Source organism: Grylomicrobium aquisgranense (assembly GCF_033971865.1).
Classification (GTDB): Bacteria; Bacillota_I; Bacilli_A; order Erysipelotrichales; family Erysipelotrichaceae; genus Bulleidia; species Bulleidia massiliensis.
Map to the genome: position 1 here is coordinate 43,390 of NZ_JALBUR010000001.1, position 23,466 is coordinate 66,855.

The window sequence follows — 23,466 nt, forward strand, 5'->3', positions numbered from 1 at the left end:
TATGAAAAATGTTTTGTTGATTGGTCTTGGCAGATTCGGCCGTTATACGGCAAGCAAACTGTATGATCTTGGCCATCAGGTGATGGCAGTAGATAAAGATGAAGAACGTGTTTCCAAAGTGCTGAACTATGTGACCAATGCGGTCATTGGGGATGGTACAGACAAGGACTTCATTGCCAGCCTTGGTGTACCAAACTATGATCTGTGCATTGTTGCCATTGGCGATGATTTCCTGAGTTCCCTGGAGACAACATCGCTGCTGAAAGATTATGGTGCCAAAAAGGTAGTGTCCCGGGCAACCATGGCATCCCAGGAGAAATTCCTTTTGCGCAATGGAGCCGATTACGTGGTGTTCCCAGAACGCCAGCTGGGCACCTGGACAGCCATCCGGTACAGTTCCGATAATATCGAAAACTTCTTTGAACTGATGGATGGCTATGCCGTGTTTGAAGTCAGGGTACCGGACAGCTGGGACGGCCGCAAGATCGGCGAGCTTGATGTCCGCAAGAAATATGGCGTCAATATTCTTGGCATCCGCAGACCGCAGGAAAAGATTGATATGAATATTGCCTACGATACTGTCCTGCAGGCAGGGCAGACAATGCTGATCCTTGGCAAACAGGATGATATGCAGAAGATCCTGAAACTGTAAGAAAAGGAAAAGGTGGAGATTATGATTGGATTGGTATTATTCAGTGCATGTGCACTTCTGCTGTACTTTCTGATTGAGAAGATTTTCAAGATGGTGTCAAAGGCAAATACGGAAGTGCCGGTGACCCGCTATATGGAGCCGCGCCATACATACCGCATTGCCATTGATAATCCAAGCTACTATGGTATTGCTTCCCGTATCTCCAAGGAATTTTCTGAGAATACAGAAGTCATCATGTTTACCGGTACAGCTGGTGAAATTGCAAATGCCCTTGAGGATCGCACGATCGATGTGGCAATTGTCTCCAGCACAGCCGATATGCCGCAGCTTGGCGATTATGATGTCATGTATACAGAAAGCAGCGGCGAGCCGATTACCATTGCCGGCAGCGATGTCCGCCTGGAACCGCTGTCCAATCAGGTCCGTTCCTTCCGCATCATCTACCGCTCACCGCTTGTGCAGGTGGTAGAAAAAGCCGGTATCGTTCCTGCAGCGCATAAGCTCGCTGTATAATAGAGTCATGCTTGCAGAGAAATCCAGCAAAGAACGTCATATACTTGTCTGCCTGTCATCATCACCCAGCAGTCTGAGCGTGATCCGGGCAGCATCATCAGCGGCAGAAGTCTATCACTGCCGCTTTACTGCGATTTGCGTACTGCGCCATCCCAATGAGGAAAATCCAGGCCAGGCCGCTAACATTGTTGCAGCAGAACATGCTGGTGCCCAGGTAACACAGATCCAGGGCAGCGATATCATTTCTTCCATTGCCGACTTTGCCGTCGTCAATCATGTCACAGATGTTTACATCGGCAAGTCAGGCCCATCCCGCTTTCATAAACCGCCATATGCACGGCTGATGAAGGCACTGCCGCATACGGATATCCATGTGATTCCGGATGCCGAAGTCATTCTGAAACCATCCCATCTCCACCAGTCCAGCCATATCCGTCTTTCCCTTGCTGAAACCGGCAAGATGGCTGCCATCATGGGCATCGCTACGATCATCTGTGCATTCTTCTTTCATTCAAAATATTCCAACGACAATATCATCACGATCTATCTGCTGGCAGTTCTTGTCACTTCCGTTGTCACTGCCGAAAGAATCTACGGCGTAGCCAGTGCACTGCTGTTTGTCTTCCTGTTTAACTATCTGTTTATTGAGCCGCGCTTTACGCTGATGGTCTATGATCCATATTACATTGTGACCTATGCTGTCAGTATCATTGCGGCTTTAATTACTTCCACAGTTGCAGCCAGACTGAAACAGAGCACGCGGGTTGCCATGGAAAGTGCGGATCAGTCACAGGTACTGCTGGATGCGTCCGAGCTTCTCCAGCATGCCGTGGATGCTTCTGATATCATCCGGATCACATCCAATCAGCTTGTCCAGCTCATGGGACGCTCCGTGATCTTTTATCCTGTTCAGGACGGCAAGCTGGCAAAGCCGCTGTATTTTCCAGCTTCCCAGCAGGAAGAAGTACTGCCGGATGAAAGTGATGCCGCCAACTGGACACTTGCCAACAACCACCGTTCGGGTGCTTTTACATCCAAATTCCCGCAATATGAATGTCAGTATCTTGCTGTACGGGTATCGGAGCAGATGTATGGCGTCATTGGCATCCGTATGCAGGGACGGCCATTTACGGAGTTTGAAAAAAACATCCTGCTGTCCTTGATCGGCGAATGCGGACTGTCACTGGAAAACAATGAAAATAACAGGAAACGAGAGAAAATGGAAATTGTAGCAGAAAATGAACGTTTCCGTGCCAATCTGCTGCGTTCCGTTTCCCATGATCTGCGCACCCCGCTGACATCCATCTCCGGCAATGCCAGCAACCTTGTCCATCATGCAGATATTCTGAGTGAACAGCAGAAACAGGGAATCTATACAGATATTTATGATGATTCCATGTGGCTGATTGAGCTTGTTGAAAATATGCTTTCCGTGACGCGGCTGGAAGAGGGCAGCTGCCTGCATCCTTCAGTAGAAGTCGTACAGGATGTGATTGATGAATCATTGAAGCATGTGGACCGTCACATCAAAGAGCACCATCTCAAGGTCGTGCGGGATACAGACTTCACAATGGCAGAAATGGATGTGCATCTGATTTCGCAGGTTATCATCAACCTCGTAAACAATGCCGTCAAATATTCCCAGAAGGGATCGGATATTACCATTGAAACAGAGCGCGACCATGGCCTGCTCTGGGTGCGTGTCAAAGACAATGGCCCTGGTGTTGCCAAAGAAGATCAGCCGCATCTTTTTGAGCGCTTCTATACCGGCCATCACAAGATTGCGGACTCCCAGCGCAGTCTGGGCCTGGGACTGAACCTTTGCCAGTCAATTATGCGTGCCCATGGCCAGCAGCTTGTCTATAGCGATAATGTACCTCACGGGGCATGTTTCAGTTTTTCTCTTCATGTAAAGGAGCTTACAGATGAACTCGTTTAAAATCTTGATTGTAGAAGATGATCAGCCGGTCATGAACCTGATTGCGACCACGCTGAAAGTGCATGACTATACATATCTGATGGCACACAATGGCAAAGAGGCAATATCCATGGCTGCCAGCAGCCAGCCGGATCTTGTGCTTCTGGATCTGGGCCTGCCGGATATTGATGGCATGGATGTCATTGCCAGCATCCGCTCCTGGTCACAGATGCCGATCATCGTCATCAGTGCCAGAGGTGAAGATGCGGATAAGATCGCTGCTCTGGATGCCGGTGCCGATGACTATCTGACCAAGCCGTTTTCTGTGGAGGAACTGCTTGCCAGAATCCGGACTACCCAGAGAAGGCTGAACTATGTGCCTAACACACATGAGGAAAGTGTATTCGCAGACGGTGCACTGCGCATTGACTATGCGGCTGCCAGCGTCACCCTGCATGGAAGTCCGGTTCATCTGACACCGATTGAATACAAGCTGCTTGTTCTTTTGAGCAAGAATGTCGGCAAGGTGCTAACCCATGCCTATATCATTCGTCATATCTGGGGTACCGGTGTCGATACCGATATCATTTCTCTGCGTGTATACATGGCATCTTTGCGCAAGAAACTGAATGATCCGGATCTCAGTGAACCGTATATTCAGACGCATATTGGCATTGGATACAGCATGACAAGAGTAGAATAAGGTTGGAAAGAAGGAGACAGATGAAGATTGTAACGTTGGGAGAAATCATGATGCGGCTGACGCCGCATGATCACAGGCGGTTTGTGCAGGCAGACGACTATGGTGCCAACTTCGGCGGCTCAGAAGCCAATGCGGCGGCTGCACTTGCCTGCTTTGGTGAAGATGCCTGGTTTGTGACAAAGCTGCCAGCCAATCCAATTGGTGATGCAGCGGAAGCAGCTTTGAAGAAAACAGGTGTTCATACCGACGATATCGTACATGGCGGCAGCCGTCTCGGCCTGTATTTTGAAGAAGAAGCCTGCGGCAGCCGCCCATCCCAGGTTGTCTATGACCGGGCTGGATCCGCCATTGCCCAGGCAGATCTTTCTGACTTTGACTTTGATGCCATCATGAAAGGAAAAGACTGGTTCCACTGGTCCGGCATCACACCTGCTGTTTCCGACAAGGCTGCTGCCCTGACGGAGAAGGCCTGCCAGGCCGCAAAGCGCAATGGCCTGAAGATATCCTGTGATCTGAACTACCGCAGCCGTCTGTGGACGCCTCAAAAAGCTGCAAGCATCATGATTCCTTTGATGCAGTATGTGGATGTCGTGATTGCTAATGAGGCAGATGCCGTCAACTGCCTGAACTTCTCCTATGATGTGACCGGGGCAGATGAGAATGTGGATATGCATGAGATCCAGGTGCTGGAAGCGATGCGGCAGCACTTCCACTTTGATGTGGCAGCCTCCGCATGGCGTCAGGGCGCTCATGGCCTGAGCGATCAAAGCGTGCAGGCAGTGATCCTCAAAGATGGCAGGACCTATCTGTCCCATCAGTACAACATTGTGCCGGTGGTAGAAAAGATCGGCTGCGGCGATACCTTTACAGGCGGCCTGATCCACGGCCTGCTTCACTTTGATGATCTGCAGAAAACGGTGGAATTCGGTGCTGCGGCCGCTGCCCTCAAGCATTCCATACCAGGTGATCTGCCGCTGTTGTCAGAGGCAGAAGTACTTGCCTGTGTACAGAAGGGCGGACAGGACGGCATGGTCCGTTAATGCAGAAAAGACAGATATGCTCTCAGAGCTGCTGACTGATATGCCAGCGGCCGGAAATAGAAATATACATCACGCACAGCCAGGGGGTCATCGATCCGATAGAAGACCACCTGGCTTTTTTCTGGCTTTGGCACCGTCTTGAGTGTGTTGTCACGAATCAAAGCATAGCCATAGCCATACAGAGACAGAAAATACGTTGTCGGCATCTGGTCGGCATACATCTGGATATGCGGATGGCTTCCAAGACGTCCAAACATCCCCATCACTCTGCCATACAGTTCAGAATCGTGGCGCAGGGAAATATAGGGCAGATCCCCAAAGGCAGAAAGCGAAACCGAAGGACAGTCTTTCTGGCGGTGGCTGCCATTCATGATATCTTCATAGCTTAATACCGCATCCTGCAGTGTGCTGTTAATGGGCCATGAGGCCGGTACACTGAGGATCAGATATTCCTTCTCAAAGAACTGCCGCTGGAAGGCCTCAAAGCCATGCGGATTAACGCTCAGGGCAAGATCCAGCGTCCCGTTTTTTAACATTGCAAGCAGCTGCTGGTTGGAAGTCTGCTCAATCAGATTAATCTGCAGACCGGGATGCAGACGGGAAAAAGGCTGCAGGCTGCGGGGCAGGGAATAGCAGCAGTAAAACGACGTGGTGCCGATGGAAAGTGTTCCTGCTTCCAGATTGCGCAGGGAATTGAAATAGTCATGAATGCTGTTTTCCGTATCCGCAATCTGTTTGGCACACTGCAGATAGAACAGGCAGGCCTCGGTTGGCTGCAGATCATTGGTACTGCGGTCAAACAGGACAGCACCAAGCTCTTTTTCCAGTGAAGAGATCGCCTTGGATAAAGCAGGCTGGGAGATATACAGACTCTTTGCTGCTTTGGAAAAACTGCGCTTCTGACACAGTGCCATGACATAGAGATAATCGTTTTTCATTCTGCATCCTCCGTCTTATAACTTCTGGTTATGAGATTCATGAATTCTATATATTTGTAATTATAGTACATCCGCCGTACGCTTGTTTCAAAGAAAATCCAGGAAGGAGAGATGCATATGGACAAACTGTATGAAACAGGCTGGGAACATGATGCCTGCGGTATTGGCACAATCGTCAATATTGACGGTCATCAGGACCATGCCGTGCTGGATGATGCCTTGAAGATTGTAGAGAAACTGGATCACAGAGCTGGCCGTGATGCCAGCGGAAAGGTTGGTGATGGTGTCGGTATTCTGATGCAGATCAGCCACCGTTTCTTTGCGGATGCCTGTGCAAAGGAAGAAATCCATCTGAAGGAAAGAGGAGATTACGGCATCGGCATGTTCTTCCTGCCGGCTGACCAGCTCAAGGCAACCTTTGCGGAGAGAATGTTTGCGGTCATTGCCCGCAAAAACGGCCTGAAGGTACTGGGCTGGCGGAGTGTGCCGGTATGTCCGGAAATTCTTGGTGAAGCAGCCCGCAGCTGCATGCCCCGCATCCGCCAGGTATTCCTGGAAAGGCCAAAAGAGGTGGAAAGAGGCATCGCTTTTGACCGCCTGCTGTATATCACCAGACGTGAATTTGAGCAGGGCTCAGAAGATACCTACGTATGCTCTTTGTCATCCCGCACGATTGTTTACAAGGGCATGTTCCTGGTGAATCAGCTGCGCCAGTTCTATCCGGATCTGCAGAGCAGCCTGTATGAGACCGCAATTGCCATTGTGCATTCCCGTTTTTCTACCAATACACGGCCAAGCTGGCAGCGTGCCCATCCATACCGTATGATCGCCCATAATGGTGAGATCAACACGATCCGCGGCAACGTTGACCGCATGCTGGCCAGAGAAGAGACGATGTCCTCTGATCTGCTGGCAAATGATCTTGACAAGATTTATCCGGTCATCAATGCCGGCGGCAGTGATTCTGCCATGGTCGACAACACGCTGGAATTCCTTTACTATGCCGGCATGGATCTGCCTCTGGCCATGATGCTAATGGTGCCGGAGCCATGGAAAAACCAGAAAAACATGGACCCGCAGAAACGTGATTTCTATCATTACTATGCCACGATGATGGAGCCGTGGGATGGTCCGGCAGCAGTATTGTTCTCAGATGGCGACCTGGTTGGTGCTACATTGGACCGCAATGGCCTGCGGCCTGCACGCTATTACATTACGGATGACGGCAGGGTGATTCTTGCGTCCGAAGTTGGTGTACTGGATCTCAATCCAGCCCATATTGTTACCAAGTCCAGACTGATGCCAGGAAAGATGCTGCTGGTAGACACAAAGAAAAAGAAGGTCATTTCAGATGCAGAGCTGAAACAGTATTATGCCAGCCGCAAGCCCTATGGCGAGTGGATTGACCTCAACCTGCTGCACCTGCATGATCTCAGAATTCCGAATCATAAAGTAGAGATGTACCCGCAGGAAGAGCGTGACCGCCTGTATAAAGTCTTCGGCTATTCCTATGAGGATGTCAAGGAACAGATCCTGCCGATGGCTGCCAATGGCAATGAGCCAACCATGTCCATGGGCCATGATATCCCGCTGGCAGTTCTCTCTGACAAGCCGGAATCTTTGTTCAATTATATCCAGCAGCAGTTTGCCCAGGTCACCAATCCGCCGATTGACTGTCTGCGTGAGAAGGTTGTGACAGATACCACTGTATATATCGGTTCCGATGGCAATCTGCTCCATGATGAGGCAGAAAACTGCCGTGTATTGGAAATCACCCAGCCGATTCTGAGTGAAGTGCAGATGATGCAGATCAGAACACTGCACCGTCCCGGCTTTCAGACCGCCGATATCTCTTTGCTGTACTACAAGCACACATCATTAAAGAAAGCACTGGATGCACTTTGTGTATCGTGTGACCGTGCCTATAACAATGGTGCCAACATCCTGATTCTCAGTGACCGCGGCGTCGATGAAAACCATGTTCCGATTCCATCATTGCTGGCTGTATCTGCGGTCGAAACACACCTGGTCACCACTAAGAAGCGCACCAAGGTGTCGCTGATCCTGGAATCCGGCGGGCCGCGTGACGTGCATCAGTGTGCGGCCATCCTTGGCTTTGGCGCCAGAGCCATCAATCCATACCTGGCTCATGAATGCGTCACGGAACTGATTGACAAGCACTTGCTGGATAAAGATTATCACACCGCCCTGCAGGACTATGACAATGCACTGCTTGCAGGTATCGTCAAAACAGCAGCCAAGATGGGAATCTCGGTTCTGCAGTCCTACCAGTCTGCCAAGATTTTTGAAGCCATCGGCCTGAGCGAAGATGTTGTACACACTTACTTCCCGGGCATCTCCTGCCGGGTCGGCGGTGTCGGTCTGGATGAGATTGAAGCCGATGTGCTTGCCCGTCATGACCATGCCTTTGATCCCCTTGGCCTGGGCGTTGATACAACGCTGGATGCGATCGGCTACCACCGCCTGCGTTCCAATGAGCGTGCCTATGACCATCTGTATTCACCGGATGTCATTGTGACACTGCAGAAGGCAGTCAGGGAGAACAGCTATGAGACCTTCTGTGCCTATACAGATCTGCTGGAGAAGAAAAAGCCCCACCGTCTGCGTGATGAGCTTGTCCTGGTGCCAAAACGTAAGCCGGTCAAGCTGGAAGAAGTGGAACCGGTATCGTCCATTGTCAAACGCTTCAAGACCGGTGCCATGTCCTTTGGCTCCATCTCTAAGGAAGCACATGAGTGCATGGCCATCGCCATGAACACCATCGGCGGCAGATCCAATACTGGTGAAGGAGGAGAGGATCCAGAACGTTTCGGGACAATCCGCAACTCTGCCATCAAGCAGGTTGCTTCCGGAAGATTCGGTGTTACCTCTGCCTATCTCAACAGTGCCAATGAAATTCAGATCAAGATGGCACAGGGCGCAAAACCAGGTGAAGGCGGCAATCTGCCAGGCAGAAAAGTCTACCCATGGGTCGCAAAGACCAGATTTGCGACGCCAGGCGTTTCCCTGATTTCACCGCCGCCGCATCATGATATCTATTCCATTGAGGATCTTGCCCAGCTGATCTTCGATCTCAAGAATGCCAACCGCAAAGCACGTATTTCCGTCAAGCTTGTCTCTGAGGCAGGCGTTGGCACGGTTGCCTGCGGTGTTGCCAAGGCAGGTGCCCAGGTTATCCTGATCTCCGGCTTTGACGGCGGCACTGGTGCTGCTCCATGGTCTTCCATCCATCATGCCGGCATGCCATGGGAACTTGGCATTGCCGAAGCACAGGAGGCTCTGATTGACAACGGGCTGCGTACAAGAGTACGTCTGGAGACAGACGGTAAGCTGATGAGCGGCCGGGATGTTGCCGTAGCTGCACTGCTTGGTGCAGAGGAATTCGGCTTTGCGACCGGACCGCTGGTCGCTATGGGCTGCACAATGATGCGGGTCTGTGCCAAGGATACCTGTCCATTCGGTATTGCTACCCAGAATACAAAGCTGCGCAGCTGTTTCCGCAGCAGACCGGAAGATGTCATCCATTATATGGAATTCATCGCGCAGCAGCTGCGTGAAGAAATGGCAAAGCTTGGCTTCAAGACAGTTGATGAAATGGTCGGCCGCAGTGACTGCCTCGCCTTTGCGGATGCAGGCAGAGAGCAGGCGGGCTGGCTGCCGGATCCTTCCTATGCAAGTGCAAAAGAGCGTCACTATGATGCGCATGATGTCTATGATTTCCATCTGGAAAACACTGTTGATGAAGCAGTGCTTCTGCCAGCATTCGAGAAGGCATTCAAGCAGAAAAAGCCGCATGCCGAAAGCATTGAAGTATCCAGTGTCAACCGTGCAACCGGCACGATCCTTGGCTCTGTGATTACTGAAAAGTTTGGCGACAGCCTGAAAGATGATACTTATGTTGTCAACTGCACGGGCGGGGGCGGACAGTCCTTTGGCGCCTTTATTCCAAAAGGACTGACTCTGCGGCTGACAGGTGATGCCAATGACCATGTCGGCAAAGGACTCTCCGGCGGCAAGATCGTTGTTGTACCGCCTGAAAACATCAGCTTTGATCCGGCAGTCAATATCATCATCGGCAATGTTGCCCTGTATGGCGCAACATCCGGAAAGGCATATTTTGCCGGCGTTGCCGGTGAGCGTTTCTGTGTCAGAAACTCCGGCGCAACAGCCGTAGCAGAAGGATGCGGCGACCATGGCCTGGAGTACATGACCGGCGGCCGTGCAGTCATCCTTGGCAAAGTCGGCAAGAACTTTGCGGCCGGCATGTCCGGCGGCATCGCCTATGTCCTGGACCGTGACCATGATCTGTATCAGAACCTGAACAAGGAAATGGTGCGGCTGAATGAAGTCACAGACAAGTACGATATCCAGGAGCTGCGGCAGATCCTGGAAGATTATGTCAGAGAAACAGGATCTGCACATGGCCGCATGATTCTGGATCACTTTGAAAGCTGGGTTCCTCAGTTCAAGAAGATTGTCCCGATTGACTATCAGAAGATGATGGCCGTGACAGGACGCTATGAAGAACAGGGTATCAAACATGAGAATGCGGTGCTGGAAGCGTTCTATGCAATGCAGAAAGAAGGTTGATGAAGATGGGAAAAGACAATGGATTTCTGCTGTATCAGCGCAGAGAAAACGGTATTGAAGATCCTTTGCGCAGAATCAAAAACTATCAGGAATTTCACCAGCCGCTGACAAAGGAGCAGCGCCGCCTGCAGGGTGCCCGCTGCATGAACTGCGGCGTACCGTTCTGTCAGTCCTCACTTTTCCTGCATGGCATGACAACCGGCTGCCCGCTGCACAATCTCATTCCGGAATGGAATGATGAAATCTACCGCGGCAATCCTGCCCATGCTTTGGCCAGACTGATCAAGACAAACCCATTCCCGGAGTTCACTTCCAGAGTATGCCCGGCACTTTGTGAAAAGGCATGCCTGTGCGGCGTCAATGGAGAACCAGTGTCGATCAGAGACAATGAATATGCTGTGATTGCAGATGGTTTTGCACTTGGCTTGATGCAGCCGCGCATTCCACAGGTGCGCTCCGGCCGCGCAGTGGCTGTCGTCGGATCCGGTCCTTCCGGTCTGGCTGCTGCAGACAGACTGAACCAGCGCGGCCACCACGTGGAAGTGTTTGAACGGGATGACAAACCGGGCGGATTGCTGATGTATGGCATTCCTAATATGAAACTGGATAAAAAGGTTGTCGCAAGACGCATTGAACTCATGGAAAAGGAAGGTGTCATCTTCCATACCAACAGTGATGTTGGCAGAACCATCAGTGCAGCTGATCTGCAGAAAGACTTTGATGCTGTTATTCTCTGCTGTGGTGCCAAGCAGGCACGCTCTTTGAAGCTGGAAGGCAGTGAAAAAGCAGAAGGTATTCTGTTTGCCGTTGACTTCCTGAAGAACGCAACCAAGGCAGTACTGGCAGAGAAGAAGGCTGAAGGTGCTGTCTCAGCGGAAGGAAAGCATGTGGTCATTGTCGGCGGCGGTGATACCGGCAATGACTGTGTGGCAACCTGCCTGCGCCAGAACTGTGCCAGTGTGACCCAGCTGGAAATGATGCCATGCCCGCCTGAGAAGAGGGCAAAGGACAATCCATGGCCTGAGTGGCCCCGTGTTCTCAAGACAGATTATGGGCAGGAGGAAGCCATTGCCGTCTTTGGACATGATCCGCGCATCTATCAGACAACGGTTGCTGCCATTGAGACAGAAAAAGGAAAACTCAAGGCTGTGCACACAGTCAAAGTTCACTTTGAAAATGGAAAGATGGTGCAGGAAGAGGGCAGTGAACAGGTGCTGCCATGTGAGCTGCTGATCATTGCGGCCGGCTTCCTTGGCTGTGAAGCCTACACATCCAAGGCATTCAATCTGGAACTCAACCGCGGCAGAGCGGTCACAGAAAAAGACAGTTACCGCATTAAAGACCATCTGTTCTCTGCTGGTGATATGCACCGCGGCCAGTCACTGGTTGTCTGGGCAATTGAAGAAGGAAGAGCCTGTGCCAGAGAAGTGGATGAAGATCTGATGGGTTATACGAATCTGTAATCAAAGCAATGAAAAGAAAAAGCAGTTTATGTCCGCAGAGAATTCTCTTCTGACATGAACTGCTTTTTATCGTGCCAAAGAACGCTGACATGATTTCCAAAAAGTCTGCTTCATTTGACAGTATATTATTTTTATCATTTAGAAATCATCTGCGTATTCACAACTGTGATATGTTGCTCTTCAGACCCAGAAAAAAACTCCCTGCAGCAGATATCTCTGCCCCAGGGAGTACGTTCTTTCTAGATGCAATTACCACAGACGGTGAATGATCATGTTGCCATTGGTAATCCAGCCGATCGGACATTCTCTGATGCCCATGCTTGGATTCATGGCATTGATGACCATACCGTTGCCGGCATAGATGCCGCAGTGTCCTGTCCATGTGATCAGATCACCCGGCTGTGCATCGGCATAGGAGACTGCATAGCCAGCAGTTTCCTGTACATAAGATGTACGGCCAAGGACGATGCCAAAGTGGGCATAGACATACTTGGTCAAACCAGAGCAGTCAAAGTAGTTCGGACCATTGCCGCCCCATACATATGGCAGGCCAAGGAACTGTCTGGCATAGGCAACAACCGCATAGCCGTCGATGGCAGCATCACTGGATTGGGAACCATTTGTAGAAGAACTGCTGCCGTAATTGCCGGATCCGCCAGAATTATTGGCAGCTTGCTGGGCAGCCTGGGCAGCTGCGGCTGCAGCCGCCTCGGCCTCAGCCTTTGCCTGCTGCTCGGCAATCTGTCTTTCCTGTTCTTCCCTCTGTGCTTCCGTAATTGTATCCGATGCATCCTGCAGGGAAGAGATCAGTGTCAATGCATCATTGGACTGATTCTCCAGATTTGCTTTCTGGTTCTCATAATCCTGTTCGGTCAGCTGCGCTTCATACTGCTTGGCAAGGATATCATCCTGCGCAGTCTGCAGCTCAGTCTGCTTGCTGGACAGCTCCTGCTGGGAAGCAGTCAGCTGATCAATGGCATCATTCAGTGAAACAAGCGTACTGTGATTATGCTCAGTCAGGTCAGTCAGACCTGCCGCAATCTTCAGGAAGTCTCCGAAGGTCTTGGCTCCCATCAGAATATCCACATACTTGGAAAGGCGCATTGTCGACTGTGAATTTTCAATCTGTGTATTGACCTTGGCACGCAGATCCGCAACCTTATCCTGCTGATCTGCAATCTGATCATTCAGATCATCAATCTGTGCATTCAGATCTGAAATCTGTGAGCTCAGTGTATCAATCTGACTCTGATAATCCGCAATCTTAGCCTGATAATCATCAATATTTGTCTGTACATCAGAACGCTGTGCATCAATGGCAAGCAGCTGATCCTTCAATGTAGAAGACTGCGTAGCAGCATACTGCAGGAATGCCTGGCATGCATTTGTTTCATCACTGGTCAAAGAAGAAACATTGGAACACTTTGTAGTCCAGTAATTGATATCGGAATAATCCTCATCTGCCTTTGCCTGCACTGGAAACAGGCAGGCAGTAACAGCGGCAGCGGCGAGAAGGGCGCCATATCGCTTAAATTTCATTCGTAGCTCCTTTCATCATAATTGAACGCATGATACATCGTGCAGGACCCATTATAACAAAGAAGCGTGAAGATCGTATGAAAGTGCATCCGAATTTATCAGATGAAAAATACGGGCAAAATTTACAATCATGTCATACATTTTCTGTAAGCTTGCGAAATTTATTTCCGCAGTCTTTGCCTTTTGTACTAAAATGGCCCATAAGGGGGATCAGGAGATGACTATGCACCGTGTATTCAACTTTGCGGCTGGACCGTCCCAGCTGCCGCTGCCCGTATTGGAAAGAGCACAGAAAGAACTGCTGGACTATGAAGGTACCGGCATGTCTGTGATGGAAATGAGCCATCGTTCTGCTGCTTTTTCAAAGATCATGGATCATACCGAACAGGGAGTCAGGGATGTCATGAACATTCCGGATGACTATGCTGTTCTGTTTCTGGCAGGCGGCGCATCCAGTCAGTTCACGATGATTCCACTCAACCTGCTCAAAGAAAACCGTCAGGCAGATTATGCGGTGACGGGCCACTTTGCAAAACTTGCTTATGAAGAAGGAAACCGCTATGGCCAGATGCATGTTTCCTATGATGGCAGTGGAAATGAATACCGCCATATTCCTCAGCAGAAAGAACTGGACATCCATCCGGATGCGTCCTATTTCCATTATTGTGCCAATAACACAATCTATGGCACCGAATGGCACTATGTACCAGAGACCAATGGTGTTCCCATTGTGGCAGATATGTCCAGTGACATTGCGTCCCGTCCCGTGGATGTTTCACAATTCGGATTGATCTATGCCGGTGCACAGAAGAATCTTGCTCCGGCTGGCGTGACGCTGGTCATTGTGCGCAAAGATCTTGCCAAAGAACCTGACAGGCTTACTCCGGTCATGTATTCCTATCCGCGTGAGATTGCCCATGACAGTATGTACAACACGCCGCCATGCTGGCAGATCTATATGCTCGGTCTGGTCATGGACTGGCTCAAAGACCAGGGCGGCATGGAAGAAATCGGCAGAAGAAACCAGGAAAAGGCAAATCTTCTCTATGGCACCCTGGAGCAGTATCCGCTGTTTCATCTGTATGCTGAAAAGGAGAGCCGTTCCCGCATGAATGTGACATTCTCAACCGGTGATGCTGATCTGGATGCCCGCTTTATTCAGGGCGCAGCAGAATATGGTCTGATGAATGTGAAGGGACACCGTCTGCTTGGCGGCATGCGTGCTTCCATTTACAATGCCATGGATCTGGATGGCGTCAAAGCACTGTGCCAGTGGATTGAACAGTTTGCAAGTGAGAACAGGAAAGGATAAGACATGTACAAAGTTAAACTATTGAATAATATTTCGCCCAGCGCCAGGACCATTCTGACTGATGACCGCTATGAATTGTCTGAAACGGTGGAACATCCGGACGCATTGTTTGTGCGTGCTTCGGACCTTCACAAGTATCCGTTTGAAAAGAATCTGCTGTGCATCGGCAGGGCAGGTATTGGTGTCAATACCATTCCGCTGGATGAATGTGCTGAAAAGGGCATCGTTGTCTTCAATACACCCGGCGGCAATGCCAACGGTGTCAAGGAGCTCTTCCTGTTTGCCCTGGCTATGGCATCCCGTGAAATCCTGCCGGCTATGGAATGGGTTAAAACATACGACGGTTCTCAGGGACCGATAGAGCAGCGCATGGAAAAGGTCAAGAAACAGTATGCCGGACCGGAGTTTGCCGGCAAGACGCTTGGCGTCATCGGAGCCGGCAACGTTGGATCCAGAGTTGCCAATATTGCCCTTGCCTGCAACATGAAGGTATATGCCTATGATCCATACCTGAGTGCGGATGCCGCCTGGGCCATTTCCCGCCACGTTTTCCGCGTCTCTGATCTGCGCGATATCTTCCGCTACAGTGATTACATCACGATTCATACCCCTTTGACCGATGAAACCAGAAATATGATTGATGACAAAGCCATTGCCCTGATGAAAAATGGTGTGCGGATCATCAACTATGCCCGTGGGGAAGTCGTCAATGAAGATGCTATGATCAAAGGATTGAATGATGGCAAGGTTGCCAGATATGTGGCAGATTTTCCGACCAAACGGCTGATTGAAACAAAGAATACCGTACTGACACCGCATCTGGGCGGCACGACATTTGAATCAGAGTCCAACTGTGCCCGCATGGCAGCCAAGGAAATGGACGACTATCTGACCAATGGCAATATCCGCAATTCTGTCAATCTGCCGGATGTGCAGCTGGAACGCAGCGGTGCATCCCGCATCTGCATCATCCACCGCAACCTGCCCGGCATGCTGGCAAACATGATGCCGCTGTTTGCACGTGACGGCATCAACATTGAAAACATGACCAACAAGTCCAGAGGCAGCTATGCGTATTCCGTCTTTGATGTCAATACGGATGTCCCTGAAAAAGCCATCCAGGAACTGAATGCTCTGGATGGCGTCATCCGTGTGCGCGTACTCTGATCAGGAAGCAGAAGGAAGATAGGCACCGCTGAGCAGATCTGTAATGACAGCCGCAAGCTCTTCTTCATTCAGACTGTCCTCATTTTCCAGATAAATCCGCACAATGCCCAGCAGACCGCTGGCAATATACGATGCGGCATACTGACGGTATAAGCCATCATGATCGGGCAGAAAATCAGGACAGTCCAGGAAATGCCGCATCTGCATGTTCTGGACCAGTCCCAGCAGGCGATTCTCATACAGGATCGCAAGCATTTCCCTCTCCTGCATGATATAGCGGCTGTAATCCAGACATACATTTTTAAAGAAATGGTCCTGACAGCGGGATGGCACATACTGTTCATCTCTGCCAAGCTGATAGGCAATCACATTCTCCTTGGAGGAAAACAGGGAATAGAATGTCTGCCTGGACACATTTGCCTTCGTACAGATCTCCGTAACGGAGATCTTTTCATAACGCTCCTGTGCAAGCAGATCAAACAGAGCATCCGCAATTGCCTGCTGGGAATGACATGCTGTTTTATTGTTTCCGTTATACATACCAGAAATGTATCATAAAACTTGACAAGTGTCCAACATAGTGTCATCCTATTAGTACATTGACAGATGTCAGTGTTCGGGGATTATCCCCATTTATTTTACAAATGAGTTAGCACTCTATTGGTAAGAGTGCGAAAGGAGGCTTATGTTAATCGTTCCTGTATACAACCAGCTTGTACTGCCAGATGCCAATCTGTTCTTCCCGTCAGACAGTTTCCAGGCCGCCGCCGGCAGCCATCTGTCCGCAGGCGAAAAGATCATCTTTGTCATCGCCCGTGAAAACATTCCGCGTACCCAGTACACCGAAGACAGCTTCTACCCGATCGGTGTCACCGGCTACATTCAGGAAGAGAACATGTCCGGCTTCATCGTTGTTCATACTGACCAGCGCGTCAATATCGAAAACATTACGGTCCGGGCAGACCATACACTGATGGCCAATATCTCACGCCGTGCTGATATCGAAGACCTGGATCCTCAGGAAGAGGCAGAGCACCTGGTCAATCTGAAAAAACTTGTCAAAGACTACATGTCACACTTCCAGTGGGGCAAGTTTGTGGATGGCTTTGTGGATCAGTGGACCAATGAAGGCGAGATCATTGCGGCTCTTGGCATGTGGCTGCCGCTGAAACCGGAAGAAAAGTATGCACTGCTGGCAGAGGACAGCCGCAAAGCACGCAACCGCCGTTATGAAGAAATCCTGTACAGCTATCTGGAAGTTGCCCGCGTAAATGCGGATGCCCAGACTGCCACTGCCCAGGAATATGAGCAGGCGTATAAAGAGCAGGCGATCAAGAAACAGATGGAATATCTGCAGAATGAGCTTGATAAGATGCATCCGGAAAATGTATCTGATGCTGCCCGTTTCCAGAAGAAAATCGAAGAGTCCGGCATGAACCCGACGGCCCGTGAAGAAGCAGACAAGATGCTGAACAGACTCAAGCAGGAGGGTAAGAATTCACCAGAGTACGGCAATATCTATGAATACCTGGATTTTGTCACATCTCTGAACTGGAAGACGCCTTCTGCGAAAAAGATTTCTCTGTCAGAGGCACAGAAAGTTCTCGATGAAGATCATTTCGGCCTTGAGAAGGTGAAGAAGAGAATTATCCAGCAGATTGCTGTGATGAATCTGAAACATTCCCAGTCCGGTTCGATCCTGCTGTTTGTTGGTGCACCTGGCACCGGCAAGACATCCATTGCTGCATCGATTGCACGAGCACTGCACCGCAAATATGTACGTGTATCGCTTGGCGGTGTGCGGGATGAGGCAGATATCCGCGGTCACAGAAGAACCTACATCGGGGCAATGCCAGGCCGCATCATGGACGGGATCCAGAAGAGCGGTGCCAGCAATCCTGTGATGGTATTGGATGAAGTAGACAAACTTGGTGCTTCCTACAATGGTGATCCAGCCAGTGCACTGCTGGAAGTGCTGGATCCGGAACAGAACGCCACCTTTACAGATCACTACATGAACGTGCCATATGATCTGAGTCATGTCTTCTTCATCTGCACAGCCAACAGCATCGACAACATCCCGGAACCGCTGCTGAACCGTATGGAAGTCATCCAGTTCAATGGCTATACGGCATCCGACAAGTTCCAGATTGCCAGAAAGCATCTGCTGCCAAAGGCTATGTCTGCCATGGGCATCAAGGACAAGGATCTTGAGGTGACGGATGATGCCATCCGGACAATGATCGCTTCCTATACGATGGAAGGCGGTGTCCGCGGCCTCAAGAAAGTACTGGATACGTTATGCCGCAGCTGCGCTGTTGAAATTGCCAATGGCCGCAAAGATACGCTTGTGATCAATCAGGATAATCTCAAAGCGTATCTTGATGCCAGACCCATTCACCATGATCGTGTTCTGAAGAATGATCAGCCCGGTATTGTGACAGGGCTTGCCTGGACAGCAGCTGGCGGTGAAATCCTGTTCATTGAATCACTGATGATGAAGGGAACCGGCAAGGTGACAGTCACCGGCCAACTGGGCGATGTCATGAAAGAATCTGTTTCCATCGCCATGTCTTTGGTCAGACACAGATTCCCGGACAAAGCAGATGTGTTTGCCAATCATGACATTCATATCCATGTGCCGGAAGGTGCAGTCAAGAAAGACGGACCTTCTGCGGGTGTCACACTGACGACGGCACTGGCATCCCTTGTCACCGGCCATCCGGTAGATCCTTCCATTGGCATGACTGGTGAGGTATCGCTGCGCGGCAAAGTCATGGAAATCGGCGGTCTGCCTGAAAAACTCATGGCCGCTGCCAGAGCGGGCGTCAAGACCGTTCTGATCCCGAAGGATAACGTCGATGATCTCAAAGATGTACCACAGGAAGCCAGAGACGCATTGAAGATTGTCCCGGTTGACACCGTGGAAGATGTTCTGAAGTATACCGGCATCATTGCATAACTTACAAAACACAAAAAGACCTCCCGGACAGAGCAGAAGAATCTTCTCTGTCCACGGAGGCCTTTTTTCTGTATGCATGATTACTGTGGATATACCATATGGGCATCATCAATATTCTGCAGTGTCTTTTCCAGATACCGCTTTGCCCACCATTTTGCACTGGCAAGATTCTGATCCAGATAGTTGCCGCACTCAGCCGGCTTTGCACCAGGAATTTCACCTTCAAAGGAAACAATAAACGAAAACATGCGGGTAATGACATCCACAATATCCTTTGATTCCAGATCACCGGCAAAGATGACATAGAAACCTGTCCGGCATCCCATCGGCCCAAAGTAGACCGTCCGGTCTTTCCATCTGGCATCATTGCGCAGAAAGGTAGCACCCAGATGTTCAATCGTATGCACCTCAGCTGTATTCATGACAGGCTCTCTGTTAGGGGCAGTCAGCCGCAGATCAAACGTTGTCAGCACTTCACTGCCGACTTTATCTTTTCTGGATACATAGACTCCCGGTTCCAGCTTCAGGTGGTTGATCGTAAAACTTGCAATCTTTTCCATATTCTGTATTCTCCTTTATCTCATGATTTACATTTCTGATGACAGCAGTTTTTTCCATGCTCTGGCACACTGGCTGCGCAGCTGTTTCTTCAACTGTACATAGGCTTTGATCTCTGATGTCACTGGTTTTCTTCCTTTATTCAATGCATCATACACACGGATTGATGGTTCAATCAATTCTTCCTGCACAGATACCGCTTCATCCTGTGGCAGTGAGATCCTGGAAACTTCCATCTGATACAGACCAGAGGGCGGATTGCCATTGCGGTCGAGAATGCCTTTTTCATTTTCATCCATCTGCTTTTCAGCCATCTTGACGCCAAGCCAGGGTGCCAGCAGAATTTCTGCTTCTTCTGCTTTGGCATAATGGGGAAGAACAGCCGACAGGTCAATGGCATATGTGCCTTTTGGAAGATCTGCTTCCAGCAGCACAATGCCATCCTTGTCGCCATAGGCTTTCAGAAACTGTCTGGCCGTTGAGGTGGAAGTAAAGGCGATGGTATGACCTGCCTGAGAAATCTGCACAAAGTCATACAGACGCTCTACCCTGCGCACATGGCATGGCCGGGAAAGAGGATGGGACTGCATCAGACAGATCAGAGCAGCACATGCCCCGTCCTGTCCAAAGACTTCCTGCCATCTTGACAGCAGGGCAGGATTGAGATGCTTGTTCTCTTTTGCCTTGATCATTTCATTTTCGATCCCATCAAAGAAGATGGCATTCAATGTGACATAGGCTTTGGAATCTGCCCACAGCGGATCATTTCCTGTTACATCACCTTCATACCATTGCAATGCACGCAGCTCATCCATACCCATGCCTCCAGCTTGCATACATTTTATCCGGAAACCAATCATTTTTCAGGGAATCCGCGTTTTTTGCGGGCATAGAGAGAAGGAAGCACAGCAAGGAGGACAAAAGATGAATTCCAATCACACAACATTGACGCATTTGAAACACGAGTGCGGGCAGTACAGCAGCTATGTCGTGCAGCTGCAGATTCTGCGTGACAGAATCAGAATGGCCCGTTCCAATGGCAGTCCGTGCAGTACGGAGGTTGAAGCACTGAACAAAGTAGATGAGAAGATCGCCTCCATTGAAAACATGCTGGACAGGATTGAAAAGGAAAATGGCATTGAAAGCCGGATTCTGCTGTGGCGCACTGTCATCGGCCATGAGGATCTGCGCCATGTGGCAGTTGAAAAAGGCATGGATCCCATAGAACTGAATACCTGCATTGAAGATCTGCTGTTTCATGATCTGATCTCACAGACACACCTGTGTATGGAGACAGCTTATGCATAAGCCGCTGCTGCTCGGGGTTTTCATCGGGGCTGCCATCTGGCAGCTGGACAAACAGCCCGCACTGATTGAAACACGGCTGTTAACAGATACAAAGCCGGCTGCCAATGTCCGCCTTCTTGTCAGCCAGCAGAAAGACTTTACGGAAGAATCGGTATGCATCACAGATGACAGCGGCACGTTTCAAGTGCCGGCGGGATCTTTCATCCGTCTTGAAAAGCCGCTGACTGGCTATTATGACCTTGCAGAACCTGTGGAAATGACACAGAAGAAAGAGATCACGCTGCAGCCAATCCAAGTTTCTGTGAGTCTGGAAGATGCCACCGAGACAAATGCAGTCACAGATCCGGTTTTTATCCTGCAGGATGATGAGAAGGAAACAGAACTGCTGGTGAAAGATGGAACACTGGAGATTGGCAGCCTGATTCTTCCTGATCATTCCTATACATTGCGCCAGAAAGAGAAAATCCCGAATGTGTCTGCTTTTCCTGACACGGAAATCTATATGGATTCCCGTCATCCCGAAAAAAAGGAAATTACGCATCGGTATGAAGATACAGCAGTGATTGAGGTTCCACAGATCCCGGGGCTGTCCGTTTCCTTCTTTGCGGATGAAAAAGGAGAGCATCCCATTGATACAGACAGCGGGCTTGCCAAAGGTACATGGTATTACCGCAGATCCATAGATGATCCATCATACTATCAGGACGATACCCTGCATGCCATTACTGTTGATCCATCCCGGCACGAAACTGTCCGGCTGGAAATCCCATTGGAAAAACCGGTACTGTCCATTTCCGTTGACAGCGGACAGTACCATCTCTGGCTGGAAAATGAGCAGAAGGAAAAAGTGGCAGAGTGGGACAGTGATGAGCAGATTCATGATATCCCTGTTCGCAGGGACAGCACATATACCCTGTATTCTTCACCGCTTTCTGACTGCTATGCAATCGATCCTATAGAGGTATCTGTTCCACTGCATAAAGAAAAAGATCTGCATCTTGCCATGGCAGGAAAACCATTTTCCTTTGCTGTTTCTGTGCGCAATCAGACAACGCGCCAGCTGCTGGACAAGTGTGAAATCCGCGTGGAAAACCTCAGCCAGCACAGTGAAACCATTCTTCCGGCAACGCCGCGTGTATTTCTTAGCGGCCTGAAAGAACATGATCTTCTGCGATTGACGCCGGTCAATCTGCCTTCTGGCTATGTCTCTGCAGGCAGCACAGAAATCAAGGCAGAAAAGCTGGAAAGCTTCGATGTCATGCTGGATGTGATCCCGTATGTTCTGACCGACTTTCAGCTGCCGCAGTCGGCAGGGTATGAACTGTTTGCAGACAAAGAATGTACGCTGTCCGCCTTCGATGTGCTGCGCCATCCGCTGATGGGATGGGAAAATTTGATGCTGAAAGACGGGACATATTACCTGAAACAGACAGACTGCGGACTGGATCAGTATCCGGATCAGGAAATCCATCCAATTGTGATCGATTCCCAGAAGACAAGTGCACGCACAATTGCCATAGCCGCACAGCCAGTCATCGTCAGCCTTGCCGTCAAAGATTCTGACAGTGATGTACACGAGGCACAAGTACAGTTGCTGGATGAAAACGGCGATATCGTATTTGAAGGTGCTCCCGGACAGATACAGCTGCAGCGCGGCAGGGTGTACTCCCTGCAGTTAAAAACATTGCCGGCAGGCTATACAGGCGGCCGTGCCATCCGTTTCCGCATGCCTTTACAGAAACCGGAAACAGATATAGAGCCAGTGCTGAAACTGCAGTCTTTTGCGTCTGTTTCGCTCAAAATGGAAGCAGCGCCTGGCGGTGCTGCAGTGGCTTTGTGCACCAGAAAGAATTTATCCAGTATGGCCAAAGATATCCATGGCCAGTATGCAAGAGGGCGCACAGATGACAATGGCATGATTCACTTTGAGATGCCTCAGGGTACGTATTATGTCATGATGGAACAGCCAGGCAGATATCATTACCGTACAAAGAAAACCGTATCTGTTGAGGCACAGGCAAAACAGACTGTGCAGGTCTTTCTGCAGCTGCAGCAGGCATCCCTGCAGGTAGAACGGGTGGATGAACAGGGAAGACATGTTTCCGGCGCTGAGATGGCTTTGCTTGATCTTGCCGGTAATCAGCTTGTCAGCTGGACAAGCAGTGAGCAGGCAGATCGCATTGGCATGGGCATCGTTTCACCAGGAGAAAGCTATCAGATTGCAGAGCTTTCTGCCCCGGATGGCTATCAGCAATACACAAAGCCGGTTCTCTATACCGTTCCCATTGATGAACCAGAGCAGGAAGAAACCATTACGATCCAAACAAAGCTGCAGACAGGAAAACAGGAAAAACAGAAGCAGGCTGAACCGGTGAAAGACATGGAACAGATTGTAAAGGAACAGAAGCAGAATAAAGGAATCATGGCAGCTGCGGCACTGGCAGGCGTTACAGGTATCCTGTTTGTATGTAAAAAGTTTCATTAAAAATGCGTTGACATACATTTTCACTGAAACTACAATGAAAGCACAAAAGCAGGGAAGAGAAAAAGTAACACAGACTGAAGCTGCAAGAGAGTTTCCGCTTTGGTGAAAGGAAATACGGAGGTCTTTGTGAAAACACATCTTGGAGCTGTTCTTCTGAAAAAAGTAAGAAGGTCCGTGAGTGCACGTTACAGCACAGGAGTATGATAGTACTTCATGAGGCTGTTGATCGTGAGATGACAGTGAAATTGGGTGGAACAACGTTGCGGGCGTCCCTTGCGTGGGATGTCCTTTTTGTTT

General features: G+C 49.9%; 17 protein-coding genes and 1 other annotated feature. Of the genes, 12 read left to right on the forward strand and 5 right to left on the reverse strand.

Annotation, left to right across the window (positions count from 1 at the left end; all coding sequences use genetic code 11):
- The first annotated feature begins 1 nt into the window (after position 1).
- The 5 genes from MOZ60_RS00230 to MOZ60_RS00250 are packed head-to-tail and all read left to right on the forward strand — an operon-like array spanning position 2 to position 4,826.
- Positions 2-652, forward strand: coding sequence for a potassium channel family protein (locus tag MOZ60_RS00230; RefSeq protein ID WP_277008844.1), 651 nt, complete (start codon positions 2-4; stop codon positions 650-652).
- 21 nt (positions 653-673) lie between these two features.
- Positions 674-1,165 (forward strand): type 2 periplasmic-binding domain-containing protein, encoded by a 492-nt coding sequence (locus tag MOZ60_RS00235; RefSeq protein WP_108776084.1) that lies wholly within the window; start codon positions 674-676, stop codon positions 1,163-1,165.
- 7 nt (positions 1,166-1,172) lie between these two features.
- Positions 1,173-3,104: an ATP-binding protein gene (locus tag MOZ60_RS00240; RefSeq protein ID WP_370595223.1), complete on the forward strand. Its 1,932-nt coding sequence runs from the start codon at positions 1,173-1,175 to the stop codon at positions 3,102-3,104.
- Positions 3,091-3,786 (forward strand): response regulator transcription factor, encoded by a 696-nt coding sequence (locus tag MOZ60_RS00245; RefSeq protein ID WP_370595224.1) that lies wholly within the window; start codon positions 3,091-3,093, stop codon positions 3,784-3,786. Before MOZ60_RS00240 ends, MOZ60_RS00245 begins: the two co-directional genes overlap by 14 nt.
- 20 nt (positions 3,787-3,806) lie before the next feature.
- Complete coding sequence (locus MOZ60_RS00250; RefSeq protein ID WP_370595225.1) at positions 3,807-4,826, forward strand: PfkB family carbohydrate kinase; 1,020 nt, start codon at positions 3,807-3,809, stop codon at positions 4,824-4,826.
- On the opposite strand, the gene MOZ60_RS00255 is transcribed toward MOZ60_RS00250, so the two are convergent.
- Entirely contained in the window at positions 4,823-5,764 is a 942-nt protein-coding gene (locus MOZ60_RS00255; protein WP_370595226.1) for a LysR family transcriptional regulator, read from the reverse strand. The two genes, MOZ60_RS00250 and MOZ60_RS00255, sit on opposite strands and share 4 nt — an antisense overlap.
- A 117-nt stretch (positions 5,765-5,881) precedes the next feature.
- Between MOZ60_RS00255 and gltB the strand changes: the two genes are divergently transcribed.
- Both gltB and MOZ60_RS00265 read left to right on the forward strand, forming a co-directional pair.
- A complete protein-coding gene (gltB, locus tag MOZ60_RS00260; RefSeq protein ID WP_370595227.1) occupies positions 5,882-10,375 on the forward strand; it encodes a glutamate synthase large subunit in 4,494 nt (1,497 codons plus the stop codon).
- A 5-nt stretch (positions 10,376-10,380) separates the two neighbouring features.
- Entirely contained in the window at positions 10,381-11,838 is a 1,458-nt protein-coding gene (locus MOZ60_RS00265) for a glutamate synthase subunit beta (protein WP_370595228.1), read from the forward strand.
- Positions 11,839-12,087: 249 nt separating this feature from the next.
- On the opposite strand, the gene MOZ60_RS00270 is transcribed toward MOZ60_RS00265, so the two are convergent.
- The gene (locus tag MOZ60_RS00270; RefSeq protein ID WP_370595229.1) at positions 12,088-13,377 is read right to left on the reverse strand and encodes a C40 family peptidase; all 1,290 of its coding nucleotides are present in this window, start codon (positions 13,375-13,377) and stop codon (positions 12,088-12,090) included.
- Between the two features lie 223 nt (positions 13,378-13,600).
- On the opposite strand from MOZ60_RS00270, the gene serC reads away from it, so the two are divergent.
- Together serC and MOZ60_RS00280 are read left to right on the forward strand one after the other, a co-directional pair.
- Positions 13,601-14,689: a 3-phosphoserine/phosphohydroxythreonine transaminase gene (gene serC, locus MOZ60_RS00275; RefSeq protein ID WP_445972103.1), complete on the forward strand. Its 1,089-nt coding sequence runs from the start codon at positions 13,601-13,603 to the stop codon at positions 14,687-14,689.
- A gap of 3 nt (positions 14,690-14,692) precedes the next feature.
- On the forward strand, positions 14,693-15,856 hold the full coding sequence (locus tag MOZ60_RS00280; protein ID WP_277008865.1) for a phosphoglycerate dehydrogenase: 1,164 nt from the start codon (positions 14,693-14,695) through the stop codon (positions 15,854-15,856).
- Here the strand turns inward: MOZ60_RS00280 and MOZ60_RS00285 are convergent, their stop codons facing one another.
- Positions 15,857-16,396 carry a TetR/AcrR family transcriptional regulator gene (locus MOZ60_RS00285; protein ID WP_370595231.1) on the reverse strand — a complete coding sequence of 180 codons (540 nt, stop codon included), beginning with the start codon at positions 16,394-16,396 and terminating at the stop codon, positions 15,857-15,859.
- A 145-nt stretch (positions 16,397-16,541) separates the two neighbouring features.
- Here MOZ60_RS00285 and lon point away from each other — a divergent pair, with 145 nt between their 5' ends.
- Positions 16,542-18,818, forward strand: a complete 2,277-nt coding sequence (gene lon / locus MOZ60_RS00290) for an endopeptidase La (protein WP_370595232.1) — start codon at positions 16,542-16,544, stop codon at positions 18,816-18,818.
- 80 nt (positions 18,819-18,898) lie between these two features.
- Here lon and MOZ60_RS00295 read toward each other — a convergent pair whose 3' ends face one another.
- Together MOZ60_RS00295 and MOZ60_RS00300 are read right to left on the reverse strand one after the other, a co-directional pair.
- Positions 18,899-19,378, reverse strand: a complete 480-nt coding sequence (locus MOZ60_RS00295; protein ID WP_277008872.1) for an S-ribosylhomocysteine lyase — start codon at positions 19,376-19,378, stop codon at positions 18,899-18,901.
- Positions 19,379-19,405: 27 nt separating this feature from the next.
- Entirely contained in the window at positions 19,406-20,191 is a 786-nt protein-coding gene (locus MOZ60_RS00300) for a hypothetical protein (RefSeq protein WP_370595233.1), read from the reverse strand.
- Between the two features lie 109 nt (positions 20,192-20,300).
- On the opposite strand from MOZ60_RS00300, the gene MOZ60_RS00305 reads away from it, so the two are divergent.
- Both MOZ60_RS00305 and MOZ60_RS00310 read left to right on the forward strand, forming a co-directional pair.
- Positions 20,301-20,684, forward strand: a complete 384-nt coding sequence (locus tag MOZ60_RS00305) for a hypothetical protein (RefSeq protein ID WP_370595234.1) — start codon at positions 20,301-20,303, stop codon at positions 20,682-20,684.
- Positions 20,677-23,169, forward strand: coding sequence for an MSCRAMM family protein (locus MOZ60_RS00310; protein WP_370595235.1), 2,493 nt, complete (start codon positions 20,677-20,679; stop codon positions 23,167-23,169). The genes MOZ60_RS00305 and MOZ60_RS00310 overlap by 8 nt, the downstream gene beginning before the upstream one ends.
- A gap of 42 nt (positions 23,170-23,211) precedes the next feature.
- Positions 23,212-23,446: a binding site (T-box leader), on the forward strand.
- Positions 23,447-23,466 lie beyond the last annotated feature (20 nt).